The organism is Paracoccus salipaludis (assembly GCF_002287065.1).
Taxonomy (GTDB): Bacteria; Pseudomonadota; Alphaproteobacteria; order Rhodobacterales; family Rhodobacteraceae; genus Paracoccus; species Paracoccus salipaludis.
Genome location: NZ_NSJZ01000001.1, coordinates 436,452 through 451,289, shown reverse-complemented (window position 1 = coordinate 451,289; position 14,838 = coordinate 436,452). Strand labels below are relative to the sequence as shown.

At 69.3% G+C, this 14,838-nt stretch carries 16 protein-coding genes and 1 tRNA gene; 12 read left to right on the top strand and 5 right to left on the bottom strand.

Features of this window, described 5'->3' with window-relative positions; translation table 11 throughout:
• Positions 1-13: 13 nt before the first annotated feature.
• Positions 14-496, top strand: coding sequence for a UPF0262 family protein (locus CK240_RS02145; protein ID WP_095638670.1), 483 nt, complete (start codon positions 14-16; stop codon positions 494-496).
• Between the two features lie 74 nt (positions 497-570).
• Positions 571-1,008, top strand: coding sequence for an arsenate-mycothiol transferase ArsC (locus tag CK240_RS02140; RefSeq protein ID WP_095638798.1), 438 nt, complete (start codon positions 571-573; stop codon positions 1,006-1,008).
• 7 nt (positions 1,009-1,015) lie between these two features.
• On the opposite strand, the gene hisH is transcribed toward CK240_RS02140, so the two are convergent.
• The 4 genes from hisH to CK240_RS02120 all read right to left on the bottom strand — a co-directional run bounded on the left by hisH (position 1,016) and on the right by CK240_RS02120 (position 3,682).
• Complete coding sequence (gene hisH, locus CK240_RS02135; protein WP_095638669.1) at positions 1,016-1,651, bottom strand: imidazole glycerol phosphate synthase subunit HisH; 636 nt, start codon at positions 1,649-1,651, stop codon at positions 1,016-1,018.
• Positions 1,652-2,257: an imidazoleglycerol-phosphate dehydratase HisB gene (hisB, locus tag CK240_RS02130; RefSeq protein WP_095638668.1), complete on the bottom strand. Its 606-nt coding sequence runs from the start codon at positions 2,255-2,257 to the stop codon at positions 1,652-1,654.
• 96 nt (positions 2,258-2,353) lie between these two features.
• Positions 2,354-3,544 (bottom strand): hypothetical protein, encoded by a 1,191-nt coding sequence (locus CK240_RS02125; protein WP_240517246.1) that lies wholly within the window; start codon positions 3,542-3,544, stop codon positions 2,354-2,356.
• Positions 3,545-3,598: 54 nt separating this feature from the next.
• Positions 3,599-3,682, bottom strand: a tRNA-Tyr gene (locus CK240_RS02120).
• Positions 3,683-3,792: 110 nt separating this feature from the next.
• On the opposite strand from CK240_RS02120, the gene rlmB reads away from it, so the two are divergent.
• From rlmB to CK240_RS02100, 4 genes are all read left to right on the top strand, one after another.
• Positions 3,793-4,608: a 23S rRNA (guanosine(2251)-2'-O)-methyltransferase RlmB gene (rlmB, locus tag CK240_RS02115; RefSeq protein ID WP_095638667.1), complete on the top strand. Its 816-nt coding sequence runs from the start codon at positions 3,793-3,795 to the stop codon at positions 4,606-4,608.
• Between the two features lie 96 nt (positions 4,609-4,704).
• Complete coding sequence (locus CK240_RS02110; RefSeq protein ID WP_167649945.1) at positions 4,705-5,199, top strand: YHS domain-containing (seleno)protein; 495 nt, start codon at positions 4,705-4,707, stop codon at positions 5,197-5,199.
• A 193-nt stretch (positions 5,200-5,392) separates the two neighbouring features.
• Positions 5,393-5,830, top strand: coding sequence for a CoA-binding protein (locus CK240_RS02105; protein ID WP_095638665.1), 438 nt, complete (start codon positions 5,393-5,395; stop codon positions 5,828-5,830).
• Positions 5,831-6,066: 236 nt separating this feature from the next.
• Entirely contained in the window at positions 6,067-7,644 is a 1,578-nt protein-coding gene (locus tag CK240_RS02100; RefSeq protein ID WP_095638664.1) for a 2-isopropylmalate synthase, read from the top strand.
• 30 nt (positions 7,645-7,674) lie between these two features.
• Here the strand turns inward: CK240_RS02100 and CK240_RS02095 are convergent, their stop codons facing one another.
• Positions 7,675-8,055 (bottom strand): rhodanese-like domain-containing protein, encoded by a 381-nt coding sequence (locus CK240_RS02095; protein ID WP_095638663.1) that lies wholly within the window; start codon positions 8,053-8,055, stop codon positions 7,675-7,677.
• A 199-nt stretch (positions 8,056-8,254) separates the two neighbouring features.
• Between CK240_RS02095 and CK240_RS02090 the strand changes: the two genes are divergently transcribed.
• Genes CK240_RS02090 through CK240_RS02065 form a run of 6 tightly spaced genes read left to right on the top strand, consistent with a single transcriptional unit; the run spans position 8,255 to position 14,838 of the window.
• Positions 8,255-9,289: a rod shape-determining protein gene (locus CK240_RS02090; RefSeq protein ID WP_095638662.1), complete on the top strand. Its 1,035-nt coding sequence runs from the start codon at positions 8,255-8,257 to the stop codon at positions 9,287-9,289.
• Positions 9,290-9,299: 10 nt separating this feature from the next.
• Positions 9,300-10,274, top strand: coding sequence for a rod shape-determining protein MreC (mreC, locus tag CK240_RS02085; protein WP_095638661.1), 975 nt, complete (start codon positions 9,300-9,302; stop codon positions 10,272-10,274).
• A 10-nt stretch (positions 10,275-10,284) separates the two neighbouring features.
• A complete protein-coding gene (locus CK240_RS02080; protein ID WP_240517245.1) occupies positions 10,285-10,812 on the top strand; it encodes a rod shape-determining protein MreD in 528 nt (175 codons plus the stop codon).
• A gap of 3 nt (positions 10,813-10,815) precedes the next feature.
• Positions 10,816-12,765, top strand: coding sequence for a penicillin-binding protein 2 (mrdA, locus tag CK240_RS02075; RefSeq protein WP_095638659.1), 1,950 nt, complete (start codon positions 10,816-10,818; stop codon positions 12,763-12,765).
• A gap of 10 nt (positions 12,766-12,775) precedes the next feature.
• The gene (rodA, locus tag CK240_RS02070) at positions 12,776-13,918 is read left to right on the top strand and encodes a rod shape-determining protein RodA (protein ID WP_095638796.1); all 1,143 of its coding nucleotides are present in this window, start codon (positions 12,776-12,778) and stop codon (positions 13,916-13,918) included.
• Positions 13,918-14,838, top strand: coding sequence for a 2-hydroxyacid dehydrogenase (locus CK240_RS02065; protein WP_095638658.1), 921 nt, complete (start codon positions 13,918-13,920; stop codon positions 14,836-14,838). Before rodA ends, CK240_RS02065 begins: the two co-directional genes overlap by 1 nt.

The window sequence follows — 14,838 nt, the reverse complement described above, 5'->3', positions numbered from 1 at the left end:
GGGGGCTCGTCCAGTGACAACCGACCGCCTGATCCGGGTCGAGATCGACGACTCCGCCCTGCCCCCGGCCACGCCCGAGATGGAGCAGGAGCGCCGCGTCGCCATCTTCGACCTGCTCGAGGACAACAGCCTCGCGCTGCCCGGCCGCCCCGAACAGCCCGCGCCCAGCGGCCCCTATGCGCTGCTTCTGGCGGTGCGCGACCGGCGGCTGGTGTTCGAACTGTCCTCGGAAGGGGGCGAAAGGCTGGCCGAGTTCCACCTGTCGATGGGGCCCTTCCGGCAGGTGGTGAAGGATTACTTCCAGATCTGCGAAAGCTATTTCGACGCGGTCAAGCGCCTGCCCCCTGCGCAGATCGAGGCCATCGACATGGCCCGGCGCGGCATCCACAACGAGGGCGCCCGGACCTTGCAGGAACGCCTCGACGGCAAGGCCACGGTGGACATCGACACCTCGCGCCGCCTGTTCACCCTGATCTGCGCGCTGGTGGCGGAATAAGCCCCGTGGCAGCGACGGCCGGCATCCCGAACTCGGTCCTGTTCTGCTGCGATCACAACGCCATCCGCTCGCCCATGGCGGAAGGCATGATGAAGAAGTTCTACGGGCGGCAGGCCTATGTCCAGTCGGCAGGCGTCCACAACGACATGGAGATCGACGGCTTCGCCATCGCCGTCTGCCACGAGATCGGGATCGAACTGTCGCGCCACCGCACCCGCAGCTTCGACGAGATGCGGGACTGGGGCGACGACCTGGGCCAGTTCGACCTGATCGTGGCCCTTACGCCCGCCAGCAAGCACCAGGCCCTGGAACTGACGCGGCATTTCCACCTGGAGGTGGAGCACTGGCCGATCATGGACCCCTCGGGCCTGACCGAGGCGCGAGAAGCGAAGCTGGCGCTGTATCGCCAGTCGCGCGATCAGATCATGAAGCGCATGCTGGCCCGCTTCGGCGCGCCGACGGAACCCGGCGGCATGGATACGGTGCGGGCCGCCGGGGCCCTGCCCGACTAGGCGGGCCTCAGGGCCGCCAGTCGAGGAAGTTGCCAAGGATGTGCAGCCCCAGCGCCTGAGACTTCTCGGGGTGGAACTGCAGGCCCACGATGTTGTCGCGCGCCACCACCGCCGTCACGGGTCCGCCGTAATCGACCGAGGCCACCAGATCCTCGGGACGCTCGGTCACGAAATGCCAGCTATGCACGAAATAGGCGTGGCCGCCGGTCGGCACGCCGTCCAGCACCGGATGCGGGCGATGAAGGACCAGGTCGTTCCAGCCCATGTGCGGCACCTTCAGGCCGGGATCATCAGGGGCGATGCGCTCGACCCGCCCCCTGATCCAGCCGAAGCCGGGCGTCGGGCGGTATTCCAGCCCCTCGGTCGCCAGCATCTGCATTCCCACGCAGATGCCCAGGAAAGGAACGCCGCGCTGCGTCACGGCCTCTTCCAGCGCCTCGTGCAATCCCGGCACGGCCTCGAAGGCGGCGCGGCAGGCGGGGAAGGCGCCGTCACCCGGCAGGACGATCCGGTCGGCGCGGGCGACGACCTCGGGGTCCGCTGTCACCTGCACCTCGGCCCCGCGATGCGCCCCGACCAGCGAAACGGCCTTGGCGGCGGAATGCAGGTTGCCGCTTTCATAGTCGATCAGGGCGACGCGCATCTACAGGGCCCCCTTGGTCGAGGGCAGCTCGCCCTCCATTCGGGGGTCGGCTTCGACCGCCTCGCGCAGGGCGCGGGCCACGGCCTTGAAACTCGCTTCCGCGATGTGATGCGCGTTCAGCCCGTGCAGGCGGTCCACATGCAGGGTGATGCCGCCGTGGGTGGACAGGGCCTGGAAGAACTCGCGCACCAGTTCGGTGTCGAAGGTGCCGATCTTCTGTGCCGGAAAGTCCACGTTCCAGACAAGGAAGGGCCGCCCCGACAGGTCCAGCGCCGCGCGGATCAGCGCGTCGTCCATCGCAAGGTGGAAGCTGCCATAGCGGCGGATGCCGCGCTTGGCGCCCAGCGCCTTCGTCAGCGCCTGCCCCAGCGCGATGCCGCAATCCTCGACCGTGTGGTGGTCGTCGATATGCAGGTCGCCCGTGGCCTGAAGGTCGATGTCGATCAGCGAATGTCGGGCCAGCTGGTCGATCATGTGGTCGAAGAAGCCCACGCCGGTCCTGCTGCGGGACCGGCCACGTCCGTCCAGATCGATTGTCACCGTTATGTCGGTTTCCGCCGTCTTGCGGCTGACTGTGGCGCGGCGGGCGGGATCGGTGTCGGGCATGGGAAGGCTCCTTGTCCAAGGACGGCCCGGCTTAGCCCAACAGGGGGTGCGGGCGCAACGGCGCGCCCTTCGCGGCGCAACGTCCGGGACGGCCGGTCAGTCCAGCCAGAGTTCCGCCTGCTTCAGCCGCTTGCGGATGCCGCGCTCGGGCGCGTGCGGCGGATAGTCCGCGAACATGGGGCGGATCGTGGCGCGCCCCTGGCCCGCGCGGATCAGCCGCTCGGCCGCCGTCCAGCCCGACAGCAAGGGCGCGATCTCGGGCAGCGCGGCAATCGCCTCGAGCTCGTCGATGGCGCGCCTGGGACCGCGCGCGTAAAGCAGCGGCAGGTTGCGGTAGTGCCACGTCACGTCGCCGTCCAGGCCCGCAAGCCCGGAAGCCGGGCGCCCCCCGCCGAAGCTGTGGATCACCAGCGGCAGCACGACCTGGTCGAGCCAGGGGTCGAGCGACTGGCAGGCCAGCGCCTCGCCCGGATCGTCCCGCACGGCCACGGCCCAGTCGCGGAAGCGGCGGCCGAACTCGGGACCGTCGGCGCCGAAGAACCAGCCGGCGTTGAAGTAAAGGAAACGTTCCCAATGCTCGTCGGGCTGAGACAGGTCCAGCGAGCCCTCCATCTCCAGCCCGAAGCGGTCGTAAAGCGAACGCCAGATCGACTCGTAGGTCTGGCGGTAGGCGGGGGGCTGCGGCCAGCTTCCCTCGCGCCGCATCGACGCCGAGGGCCGCGTGAAATCGAACGGCAGCGCGCCGATCTTGCCCAGGATCAGCGTGTCGCTGTCCAGGAACAGGAAGGGCCGGCCGGGGTCCAGCAGCGCCAGCGCCTCGATCTTGTTGCCATGGGGATAGCTGCGGCCGAAGTCTCGGGCGACGAGGGGGCGGATCTCGGCGCCGAAGGCCTCGAGCGCAGCGCGGGCCCGGGGCGACATCCGGGGATCGCTGCCCGACCAGGCGCCCCCGGGCTGCGGCTCGGCGACGATCAGGCGGCCGCGGAAGCCGGGCGCGTTGCGGCGCAGGCTGGCGGCGAGGATGGCGGCCTGCCGGTCGATGCCGCCGCCCTGCGCGACGATCAGGATGTCGAAATCCGCCTGCGGCTGCGCCGTCCCGGCGCTGCCGGGCGATTCGGTCGTGGAGAAAGCAACGCCCTTCCCGCGCGCAGGTTTGGCGCGGGCGGCCCGTTCGGCCTGCCGCGCGGCGATGCGCTGGGCCTTGCGCGCCTCGCGTTCGGCGATGCGCTGGGCCTTGCGGGCCTCGCGTTCAGCCTCGCGGCTGTTCGGATCAGGCTTTCCGGTCATCTGCGCCCCCAAGTCAGCGGTCAGTGACCACCATCTTCCCGGCATGTTGGGGAGTGGTGGGCGACCCTGGAATCGAACCAGGCATGGGTCTCCCCGGCGGAGTTACAGTCCGCTGCCGCACCTTGCAGCACGTCGCCCGACGCCGGGGGTGATTAGCCGCCGTCCGGGCGCTGGTCAAGCGGTTCCGAACGCGCTTTGCTTGCATCCTGCACTTCGCCGTCGCATCTGCCTGCGGGACAGGAGTTTCCATGACCAATCCCCCTCGCCCCGCCCGGACGAAAAAGCCCGCCTGGGTCATCGACAAGGAACGCGCCCGCCGCGCCGCCGCCGCCGAGACGGTCTGGCTGTTCGGCCTGCACGCCGTGCGCGACGCGCTGATGAACCCCGCGCGCACGCGGCTGCGGCTGGTGCTGACGCGCAACGCCGCCGACCGGCTGGCCGATGCCGTCGCGGCCTCCGGCATGACGCCCGAGATCGTCGATGCCCGCGTGTTCGACCGCGAGGTGCCGCTGGGCCCCGACAGCGTCCACCAGGGCGCGGCGGTCGAGGTCAAGCCGCTGGCCTGGGGCAAGCTGGGGGACGTGGCCGCCAGCGGCGCGGAAGGATCGCGCCCGCTGGTCGTCGCGCTGGACCGCGTGACGGACCCCCACAACGTGGGCGCCATCCTGCGTTCGGCCGAGGTCTTCGGCGCTCGCGCCGTCATCGCCACGGCCCGCCATGCCGCGCCGGAAACGGGCGCGCTGGCCAAGACGGCCTCGGGCGCGCTGGAACGCCAGCCCTACTTGCGCGTGACGAACCTGGCCGACGCGCTGACCGAGCTGAAGGCGATGGGCTACACCGTCCTCGGACTGGACGGGACCGGACAGGTCACGCTGCCGCAGGCGCTGGAAGGGCTGAAGGGTCGCGCTCTCTGCCTCGTGCTGGGGGCCGAGGGGCCCGGGCTGCGGGAAAAGACGCTGGAAACCTGCGACCAGGTGGTGCGGATTCCCTTTGCCGCGGACTTCGGCTCGCTCAACGTGTCGAATGCGGCGGCGGTCGCGCTTTACGCTGCAAGCACAGGTTGATCGCGTTCCGGTGAGTGTTGCGGCCGCGCCGCACGAGGGGTCACGTTGCGGCGATCCGGCGTTGCGCGGGCCAATCGGCGGTGCGACATCGGCCTCATGTCATCGGTTGTTCATCTTTCCCGGTTCCCTCTCGCGGTCGGGGGTCGTGCCGCCTTTCAGCGGACCTGCTCGGCTCTTCTTGGGCTGTTCCTGCTGGCCGCTGCCCTTGCCACCCTGTCGATGGCCCCGGCGCAGGCGCAATCCGCCGCGCTGGGAGGGATGGACGCGGTGAGCCTGCGCGACACGGGGCGTCCGGTGGGAGGCGATCCCGCCATCTCGACCCACTGGAAGGGACAGGAGTGGCGCTTCGCCAACGAGGCGAATCGCGCGACCTTCGAGGCCAACCCGCGTGTCTATGCCCCCGCCTTCAAGGGCAACTGCCCGGTTGCCCTGTCTGGTGGCCAACGGCAGCCCGGTCAGCCGGACCAGTTCGTGGTCATCAACCACACGCTGTATCTGACCAGTTCCCCCGCTGCGCGACGCCGGCTGAACGATGATCCGGCGGGCGTGCTCAAGAAGGCGACCGCGAACTGGAAACGCCTTCGGCAGTAAAAATCTTCACGTTTTCGCGAGGAGGTTGGAACTTTCGCGGATTGGTGCACATTTACATCATGAACCTGACCACGGAACGGTCACGTTCAGATCACTGTCCCTCGTTCCGCGACTTGCGCCCGGTCCCCGACCGGGCGCTTTTTCTTTGCAGGGATAACTGCCACAGCGCAAGCACGGTTTCCAAGAGGACAGCATGACCCACCCCGACATCGCGCGGATTGCCGCCGAAACACGCACGATTGCTGTGGTTGGGCTGTCGCCCAAGGCAGATCGGCCCAGCCACGGCGTCGCACGTTTCCTGCAGGACATGGGCTATCGCATCATCCCCGTGAACCCCGGCCATGCCGGCGAAACGATCCTGGGAGAAACGACCTACGCCACCCTCTCGGACATCCCCGAGGGCGAATCGGTGGACATGGTGGACATCTTCCGCCGCTCGGAATCGGTGCCCGCCGTGGTGGACGAGGCCCTGAAGGCCCTGCCCGGGCTGAAGACCGTCTGGATGCAGATCGGCGTCATGCACGAGGGCGCGGCCGAAAAGGCGCGCGCCGCCGGCGTCACCGTTGTTCAGAACCGCTGCCCCAAGATCGACTTCCCGAGGATCGGCGCCTGGGGGCCAAAGCGGGGCTGAGGCGAAAAGCCGCGCTTGCCTCTTTTCAAGCGCGGCGCGGCGCGTATAGTCGCCCCCATGACGCGGACCCTGCCCCTGGCCACGACGCATGACACCGGCGCACAGCCCGGTGCCCGCTTCGTCGTGAACCTCCGCGGTCTGCTGCTTCTTACGCTGCGCTGAGCGGGCCTGCCGGGCCGCCGCTCGAGACAGCGCAGCGCCCGGCTTCCCCGACCCACAGCCGAAAGAGAAGCACCATGAGCACCGACACCCGCGATCCCAACCGCGTCCTGATCTTCGACACCACCCTGCGCGACGGCGAGCAGTCGCCCGGCGCCACCATGTCCCATGCCGAAAAGCTGGAAATCGCCCAGATGCTGGACGAAATGGGCGTGGACATCATCGAGGCGGGCTTTCCCATCGCGTCCGAAGGCGACTTCGCCGCCGTCAGCGACATCGCCAAGGCCTCGCAGAATGCCGTGATCTGCGGCCTCGCCCGTGCCCAGATCCCCGACATCGACCGGGCGTGGGAGGCCGTGCGCCATGCCCGCCGCCCGCGCATCCACACCTTCATCGGCACCTCGCCGCTGCACCGCGCCATCCCGAACCTGACCATGGACGAGATGGCCGACCGCATCCACCAGACGGTGACCCACGCCCGCAACCTGTGCGAGGACGTGCAGTGGTCGCCCATGGACGCCACGCGGACCGAACACGACTACCTGTGCCGCGTGGTGGAAATCGCCATCAGGGCGGGCGCCACGACCATCAACATCCCCGACACCGTGGGCTACACCGCGCCGCGCGAATCGGCCGCGCTGATCCGCATGCTGCTGGAACGGGTGCCGGGCGCCGACGGGATCATCTTCGCCACCCACTGCCACAACGACCTGGGCATGGCGACGGCGAACAGCCTGGCCGCCGTCGAGGCGGGCGCGCGCCAGATCGAATGCACCATCAACGGGCTGGGCGAGCGCGCGGGCAACACCGCGCTGGAGGAGGTCGTGATGGCGCTGAAGGTGCGCCACGACATCATGCCCTTCACCACCGGCGTCGATTCCCGCAAGATCATGGGCATCTCGCGCCGCGTGGCGCAGGTTTCGGGCTTCCCGGTCCAGTTCAACAAGGCCATCGTCGGCAAGAACGCCTTTGCCCATGAATCCGGCATCCATCAGGACGGGATGCTGAAGAACGCCGAAACCTTCGAGATCATGCGCCCCGAGGACGTCGGCCTGTCCGAAACCTCGCTGGTCATGGGCAAGCACTCGGGCCGCGCGGCCCTGCGCGCCAAGCTGGCCGACCTGGGCTATGAGGTGGGGGACAACCAGCTGAAAGACATCTTCGTGCGGTTCAAGGCGCTCGCTGACCGCAAGAAGGAGGTCTATGACGACGACCTGATCGCGCTGATGCAGGACAGCGCCGCCAATACGGAAAACGACTATCTGCAGGTCAGGAAGCTGCGCGTCGTCTGCGGCGGCGGCGAGCCCGCGATGGCGACCCTCACCATGTCCGTGGGCGGCGAGGTGCGCACCGAGACCCGCCAGGGCGACGGCCCCGTGGACGCGGCCTTCAACGCGGTGGACGCGATGTTCGACCACCATGGCATGCTGCAGCTCTACCAGGTCCATGCCGTGACCGAGGGGACCGACGCGCAGGCCACCGTCAGCGTGCGGATGGAGGAGGACGGCCGCATCGCCACCGGCCAGGCGGCGGACACCGACACGATCCTTGCCTCGGTCAAGGCCTATGTCGGCGCGCTGAACCGCCTGAAGGTGCGGCGCGAGAAGACCGCCCCGGACGCCGACACCAAGGCCGTCAGCATGTATTCGCACTGAGGCAGGGGGCGGCAATGCCGCCCCTTCTTCTCACGGGCCTTCGGTTTCCATCCCGGCATCGGCTGCCGGCTGGAAACCTCCCAGGTTGTAGACCTTCGGAAAACCCATTTCCGACAGTGTCTGCCCGGCCAGCGCCGCCCGACCGCCCGAGGCGCAGTAGACCACCACCGGGCGCGCCGGGTCGAAGGCGGGGTCGTGATACTTGCTGTCGGGGTCCGCGCGGAACTCGAGCATTCCGCGCGACACCGTGGCCGCGCCCTTCAGCTTGCCCGTTTTCGCGATCTCGGCCGAGTCGCGCAGATCGACCAGCAGGGCGTTCTCCTTCTCGACCAGCCGCCGCGCCTCGGCCACGTCCACCTTGGGGACGACGGCATTCGCCGCGTCCAGCATCTGCTGCACTGTCCTCGCCATCACCCTTCTCCATGCATGGGGAACCCCTGCGGCAAGGATAGCACATCCTCGCCACGAAGCCGGGGCGGACAGTGTCGCCCCTTGCGTGATTCCGCTTCCCCGGCCCGGCGGGCTTGCCTATATGGGGCCGCAGCCGCATCCGGCCCCAAGGCCGGCAGAACCAAAAGCGGCGCCGGGCAGGCACGGAAGGGACTTCACCATGGCATTCTTCGGTCTGTTCTCGACCGATATCGCGATCGATCTGGGGACCGCGAACACGCTGATCTACGTCAAGGGCAAGGGCGTGATCCTGAACGAGCCCTCGGTCGTGGCCTACCACGTCAAGGACGGCAAGAAGCAGGTCCTTGCGGTGGGCGAGGATGCCAAGCTGATGCTGGGCCGCACGCCGGGCAGCATCGAGGCCATCCGCCCGATGCGCGAAGGCGTCATCGCCGACTTCGACAGCGCCGAGGAGATGATCAAGCACTTCATGCGCAAGGCGATCCGGCGCAGCTCGATCACCAAGCCCAAGGTCATCGTCTGCGTGCCGCACGGCGCGACCCCGGTGGAAAAGCGGGCGATCCGCCAGTCGGTCCTGTCGGCGGGCGCGCGCAAGGCCGGGCTGATCGCGGAACCGATCGCGGCGGCCATCGGCGCGGGCATGCCCATCACGGAACCGACCGGCAGCATGGTCGTGGACATCGGCGGCGGCACCACCGAGGTCGCTGTCCTGTCGCTGGGCGACATCGTCTATGCCCGCAGCGTGCGCATCGGCGGCGACCGCATGGACGAGGCGATCATCAACTACCTGCGGCGCCACCATAACCTGCTGATCGGCGAAAGCACCGCCGAGAAGGTCAAGACCACCATCGGCACCGCGCGGATGCCCGACGACGGGCGCGGCGCCACCATGATGGTGCGCGGCCGCGACCTGCTGAACGGCGTTCCCAAGGAAGTCGAGCTGACCCAGGCCATGGTCGCCGAGGCGCTGGCCGAGCCGATCCAGCAGATCTGCGAGGCGGTGATGATCGCGCTCGAGGCGACTCCGCCCGACCTTGCCGCCGACATCGTGGACCGGGGCGTCATGCTGTCGGGCGGCGGCGCGATGCTGGGCGAGATGGACCTGGCGCTGCGCGAGCAGACCGGCCTGATGGTCAGCCTGGCCGACCAGCCGATGAACTGCGTGGCTCTGGGGACCGGCCGGGCGCTGGAATACGAAAAGCAACTGCGCCACGTCGTCGATTTCGAAAGCTGAGGCGGCCTGAATGGCCCGCCGCGGCTATGACTACGCACGGCCGGTGCGCCGCATCCTTGTGGCGCTGCTGGTCCTTGTGCTGCTGGCGGTCTTCGTCTTCTGGCGCATCGACAGCCCGCGCGCGGAACGGATGCGCGCGGCCTTCGTGGACCGTTTCGTCCCCTCGATGGACTGGGCGATGACGCCGGTGACGGCCGTCAGCCGCATGGTCGCGGGCTTCCAGTCCTATCAGCGGCTTTACGAGCAGAACCAGGAACTGCGGCGCGAGCTGCAGCGGATGAGCGCCTGGAAAGAGGCCGCCGTCCAGCTTGAACAGGAAAACGCCAAGCTGCTGGCGCAGAACAGCGTCCGTCTGGACCCGGCGCTGACGGGCGTGTCCGGCGTGGTGCTGACCGACAGCGGCACGGCCTTCCGCCAGTCGGTGCTGCTGAACCGCGGCGCGCGCGACGGCATCCTGGACGGCTGGGCCACCATGGACGGGCTGGGGCTGGTGGGCCGCATCTCGGGCGTGGGGCAGACCACCAGCCGGGTGATGCTGCTGACCGATCCGTCCTCGCGCGTGCCGGTGACGATCCAGCCCTCGGGGCAGCGGGCGCTGCTGACGGGGGACAACAGCGCCCTGCCCTATCTCGATTTCATGGAAAGCCCCGAGGACGTGCGGCCGGGCGACCGGGTCGTGACCTCGGGTGACGGCGGGCTGTTCCCGCCGGGGCTGCTGGTGGGCCAGGCCGTGCAGGCGTCCGACCGCCGGATGCGGGTGCGGCTGGCCGCCGATTATGGCCGGCTTGAATTCCTGCGCGTGCTGCGCAGCCACCCGGCCGAGCAGCTGGTGGACAGCGGCACCCTGATCCTGCCGCCTTCGGGCGACTTCATCGGCCCGCAGATGCCCAGCCCCGCCGACCAGGCCGCCGCCGCGGCGACCGCCCCCGCGCCAGCGGTTTCGCCCGCACCCGACGCCGAGCGCGAAGCCCAGGCGAGCGACTGAGGGGATGGCCATGTCCCGCCAGCGCCAGTTGCTTGGCCAGACCTCCTATCTGCTTGCCGCGCTGACCGTGATCCTGGCCGCGCTGCTGCCGCTGGCGCCCGGCCGGATCGCCTGGCCGGGGCCCGACCTGCTCACGGCGGGGACGCTGGCCTGGGTGCTGCGCCGACCCGAGCAGGTGCCGGTGCTGACGGTCGCCCTTGTTACCCTGGCTGCCGACATCCTGCTGTTCCGCCCTCTCGGCCTCGGCGCCCTCATCGCCGTCGTGGCGACCGAGGTCGCCCGTCGCCAACAGCATCGTTGGCGCGCGCAGGGCTTTCTGTTTGAATGGCTGCGCGTGGCGATCCTGGTGGCGTTGATGGTGCTGGCCGAGCGGGTGATCCGGACCCTTTTCCTTGTTCCCGTGACCCTGGCCCCCCTGCCGCCGCTGGGGTCCGAGGTGCTGCGCCTGATCGCCACCATTGCCGCCTACCCCTTTGTCGTGGCAGTGCTGGCCGCCCTTGGACTGCGCCATGCCGCGCCCGGTGCGCTGGACCCCTGACCCATGAAGAAATCCGCCCGAGACATCCACGACAGCACCCGCAGCATCCATCGCCGCGCCCTGATGCTGGGCGCGATCCAGGGCGCCGTGGTGGCGACGCTCGGCTGGCGGCTCAAGACCATGCAGCTGGACCGCGCCGACGAGTTCCGGCTGCTTTCCGACGGCAACTCGATCAAGATGCGGCTGCTGCCGCCCGCGCGCGGGCTGATCCACGACCGCAACGGCCTGGTGATCGCCGGCAACGAGGCCAATTACCGTGCCACCATCACCCGCGAGGAAGCGGGCGATCCTGCCCTGGTGATCGAGCGGCTGCGCCGCCTGGTGCCCATGACCGACACCGCCGTGGCCGCGCTGCTGGCCGAGATCGACAAGCGCAGCGCCATCACCCCCGTCATCGTGGCCGACCGGCTGACCTGGGACCAGTTCGCCTCGATCGCCGTCAACGCTCCTGCCCTTCCCGGCATCACGCCGGAGTCGGGCCTGTCGCGCAGCTATCCGCGGGCGGGTGACTTCGCCCATGTGCTGGGCTACGTGGGCCCGGTCAGCGACTATGACCTGTCCAAGATCGAGAACCCCGACCCCGTCCTGATGCTGCCCGAGTTCCAGCTGGGCAAGCTGGGCGTCGAGGCCAAGCTGGAACAGGCCCTGCGCGGCAAGGCGGGCAGCCGCCGGGTCGAGGTCAACAGCGCCGGCCGCGAGATGCGCGAACTGGAACGGATCGAGGGCCAGCAGGGCGCGACCGTCCAGATGACGCTGGACGCGGGCCTGCAGAACTTCGCCATCCAGCGGCTGGGCGAGGAAAGCGCGGCGGCCGTCGTCCTGGACGTGCGCACGGGCGACATCCTGGCCAGCGCCTCGGCGCCCACCTTCGATCCGAACCTGTTCGTGCGGGGGATTTCCAGCGCCGACTACAAGGCGCTGATGGAACACGACCACCGCCCCCTGGCCGACAAGACGGTGCAGGGCGTCTATCCGCCCGGCTCGACCTTCAAGATGGTGACGCTGCTGGCGGGGCTGGAATCGGGGTTGGTGGACAGCCGCTCGCATTTCTACTGCCCCGGACACACCACCGTCGCCGGCCGCCGCTTCCATTGCTGGAGCAGGAGCGGCCACGGCTCGGTCGGGCCGGTGGACAGCCTCGAACGGTCCTGCGACGTCTTCTTTTACGAACTCGCGCAGAAGATCGGCATCGACCGGATCGCCGAGATGGCGCGGCGGATGGGGATCGGCGTGCGCCCGGACCTGCCCATGTCCGCGATCGCGGAAGGCATCGCCCCGGACCGCGAGTGGAAGCGGGCCCGCCACGGACAGGAATGGCAGATCGGGGACAGCATCAACGCCTCGATCGGACAGGGCTACGTGCTGGCCTCTCCGCTGCAGCTGGCGGTGATGACGGCGCGGGTGGCGACGGGGCTCGAGGTCGCGCCACGCCTGATCCGCGCCATCGACGGGGTGGCGCTGCCCGATCCTGTCTTCCCGGCGCTTGGACTGGACGAGGGAAACCTGAAGGTCGCGCGGGCGGGCATGGACGCCGTGATGAACGGCGGCAGCGGCACGGCGGCCAAGGCGCGCATCGTGCGGCCGGAATGGCGCATGGCGGGCAAGACCGGCACCAGCCAAGTCCGCAACATCACCGCGGCCGAGCGCGCGCGCGGCGTGATCCGCAACGACCAGTTGCCCTGGAACCGGCGCGACCACGCGCTGTTCGTCTGCTATGCGCCCTTCGAGGCGCCTCGCTACGTGGTGTCGGTCGTGGTTGAGCACGGCGGCGGCGGCTCCTCGGTCGCGGCCCCCGTCGCGCGCGACATCCTGCTTTACGCCCTGGCAGGCGGGCTGCCGCCGCTGGACGCCTATCCGCCGGGCCAGCGCGACGAGATCCGGGAGATGCTGGCCAGGATGCGCCTTGCGCCCTCGCCGGTCGCGCAGGCCGGCGGCGGCCGGGCGCGGGCATGAGGAAGGCGCGATGAGCAGCTATCTCGACTACAAACCCGACCAGACGCCGGGCGGCTGGCGCAAGATCCTGTATCTGAACTGGCCGCTGGCCTTCCTGCTGGCGGCGGTCGCCTCGGCCGGGTTCCTGATGCTTTATTCCGTCGCAGGCGGCCGGGTGGGAACATGGGCCGAGCCGCAGATGGAGCGCTTCGCCGTGGGCTTCGTCGCCATGATCGCGCTGGCCTTCACGCCGGTCTGGTTCTGGCGCTCGATCTCGGTCGCGGCCTATGTCACCTGCCTCGGCCTGCTGCTGGCCGTGGACATCATCGGCCACAACGCCATGGGGGCGCAGCGGTGGCTGGACCTCGGCCCCATCAAGCTGCAACCGTCCGAGGTGACCAAGATCGCGCTCGTGCTGGTGCTGGCGGCCTATTACGACTGGCTGGACATGAACAAGGTGTCGCGTCCGCTGTGGGTGCTGATCCCCGTGGTGCTGATCCTTCTGCCCACCGCGCTGGTGGTGGTGCAACCGGACCTGGGCACCTCGATCATGCTGGTGGCGGGCGGCGGCATCATGATGTTCGTGGCCGGCGTCAGCCTGTGGTATTTCGCCGCCGTGATCGCGTTCGTCGGCGGGCTGGTCTTCGCCGTGCTGGAAAGCCGCGGGACCGGCTGGCAGCTGCTGCACGACTATCAGTATCGCCGCATCGACACCTTCCTCGACCCGACCTCGGACCCGCTCGGGGCAGGCTACAACATCACCCAGGCGCAGATCGCCCTGGGCTCGGGCGGCTGGTCGGGGCGCGGCTTCATGCAGGGCACCCAGAGCCGGCTGAACTTCCTGCCGGAAAAGCACACCGACTTCATCTTCACCACGCTGGCCGAGGAGTTCGGCTTTGTCGGCTCGATCACGCTTCTGGGGCTTTACGCGCTGGTCATCGCCTTCTGCATCTATTCCGCCATGACCAACCGCGACCGCTTCGCGAGCCTGCTGACCTTGGGCATCGGCGGCACGTTCTTCCTGTATTTCGCGGTCAACATGGGGATGGTGATGGGGCTGACGCCGGTCGTGGGGGTGCCCCTGCCGATGGTCAGCTATGGGGGCACGCAGCTGATGATCCTGCTGATGGCCTTCGGCCTCGTGCAGTCGGCCCACGTCAACAGGCCCCGCTGATGCGCGTCTTCTTCGCCGCCCCTTCGCGGCTGTGGGACGAATGGTCCCCCGCCCTGCGCGCCGCCTGCCCCGAGATGGAACTGTGCCGCGAAGGCGACCCGGCCAGTTTCGACGCGCTGATCTATGCGCCCGGCTATCCCGAAACGGGCGAGCCGATGGACTTCGCCCCCTTCACCCGCGCCCGCCTGGTGCAAAGCCTCTGGGCCGGGGTCGAGCGGATCGTGGGCAACGGAACGCTGACCCAGCCCTTGTGCCGGATGGTCGATCCGGGGCTGGCGCAGGGCATGGCCGAATGGTGCCTCGGCTGGGCCATGCGGCTGCACCTGGGGATGGACCGCTACCTTCAGGACGGGCAGTGGCGCAACGGGCTGGTGCCTCCGCTCGCCTCGGAACGCCCGGTCACGATCCTGGGGATGGGAGAGCTTGGCCGCGCCGTCGCCGCGAGGCTGGGGGGCGTGGGCTTCCCGGTCACGGGCTGGTCCGCCTCGGGCCGTCCGGTGGAGGGCGTGCGGGTGCTTGGGGCGGATGCCCTGCCGCAGGCGCTGGAAGGGGCCGGGATCCTGATCTCGCTGCTGCCCGACACGCCCGGGACGCGGAGCCTGCTGGATGCGCGCAGGCTGGCGATGCTGCCGCAGGGGGCGGTCCTGCTGAACCCCGGCCGGGGCACGGTGCTGGATGATCAGGCGCTGCTGGCGGCGCTGGACGAAGGGCGGCTGGGCCATGCCGTGCTGGACGTCTTCCGCACCGAGCCGCTGCCGCCTGAACATCCCTTCTGGGCGCACCCGCGTGTGACCGTGACGCCGCACATTGCCGCCGATACCCGCCCCGAAACCGCCGCCCCCGTGGCGGCCGAGAACCTGCGCCGCGCGATGGCGGGCCAGCCGCTGCTGCACCTTGTGGATCGGACGCGGGGCTACTGA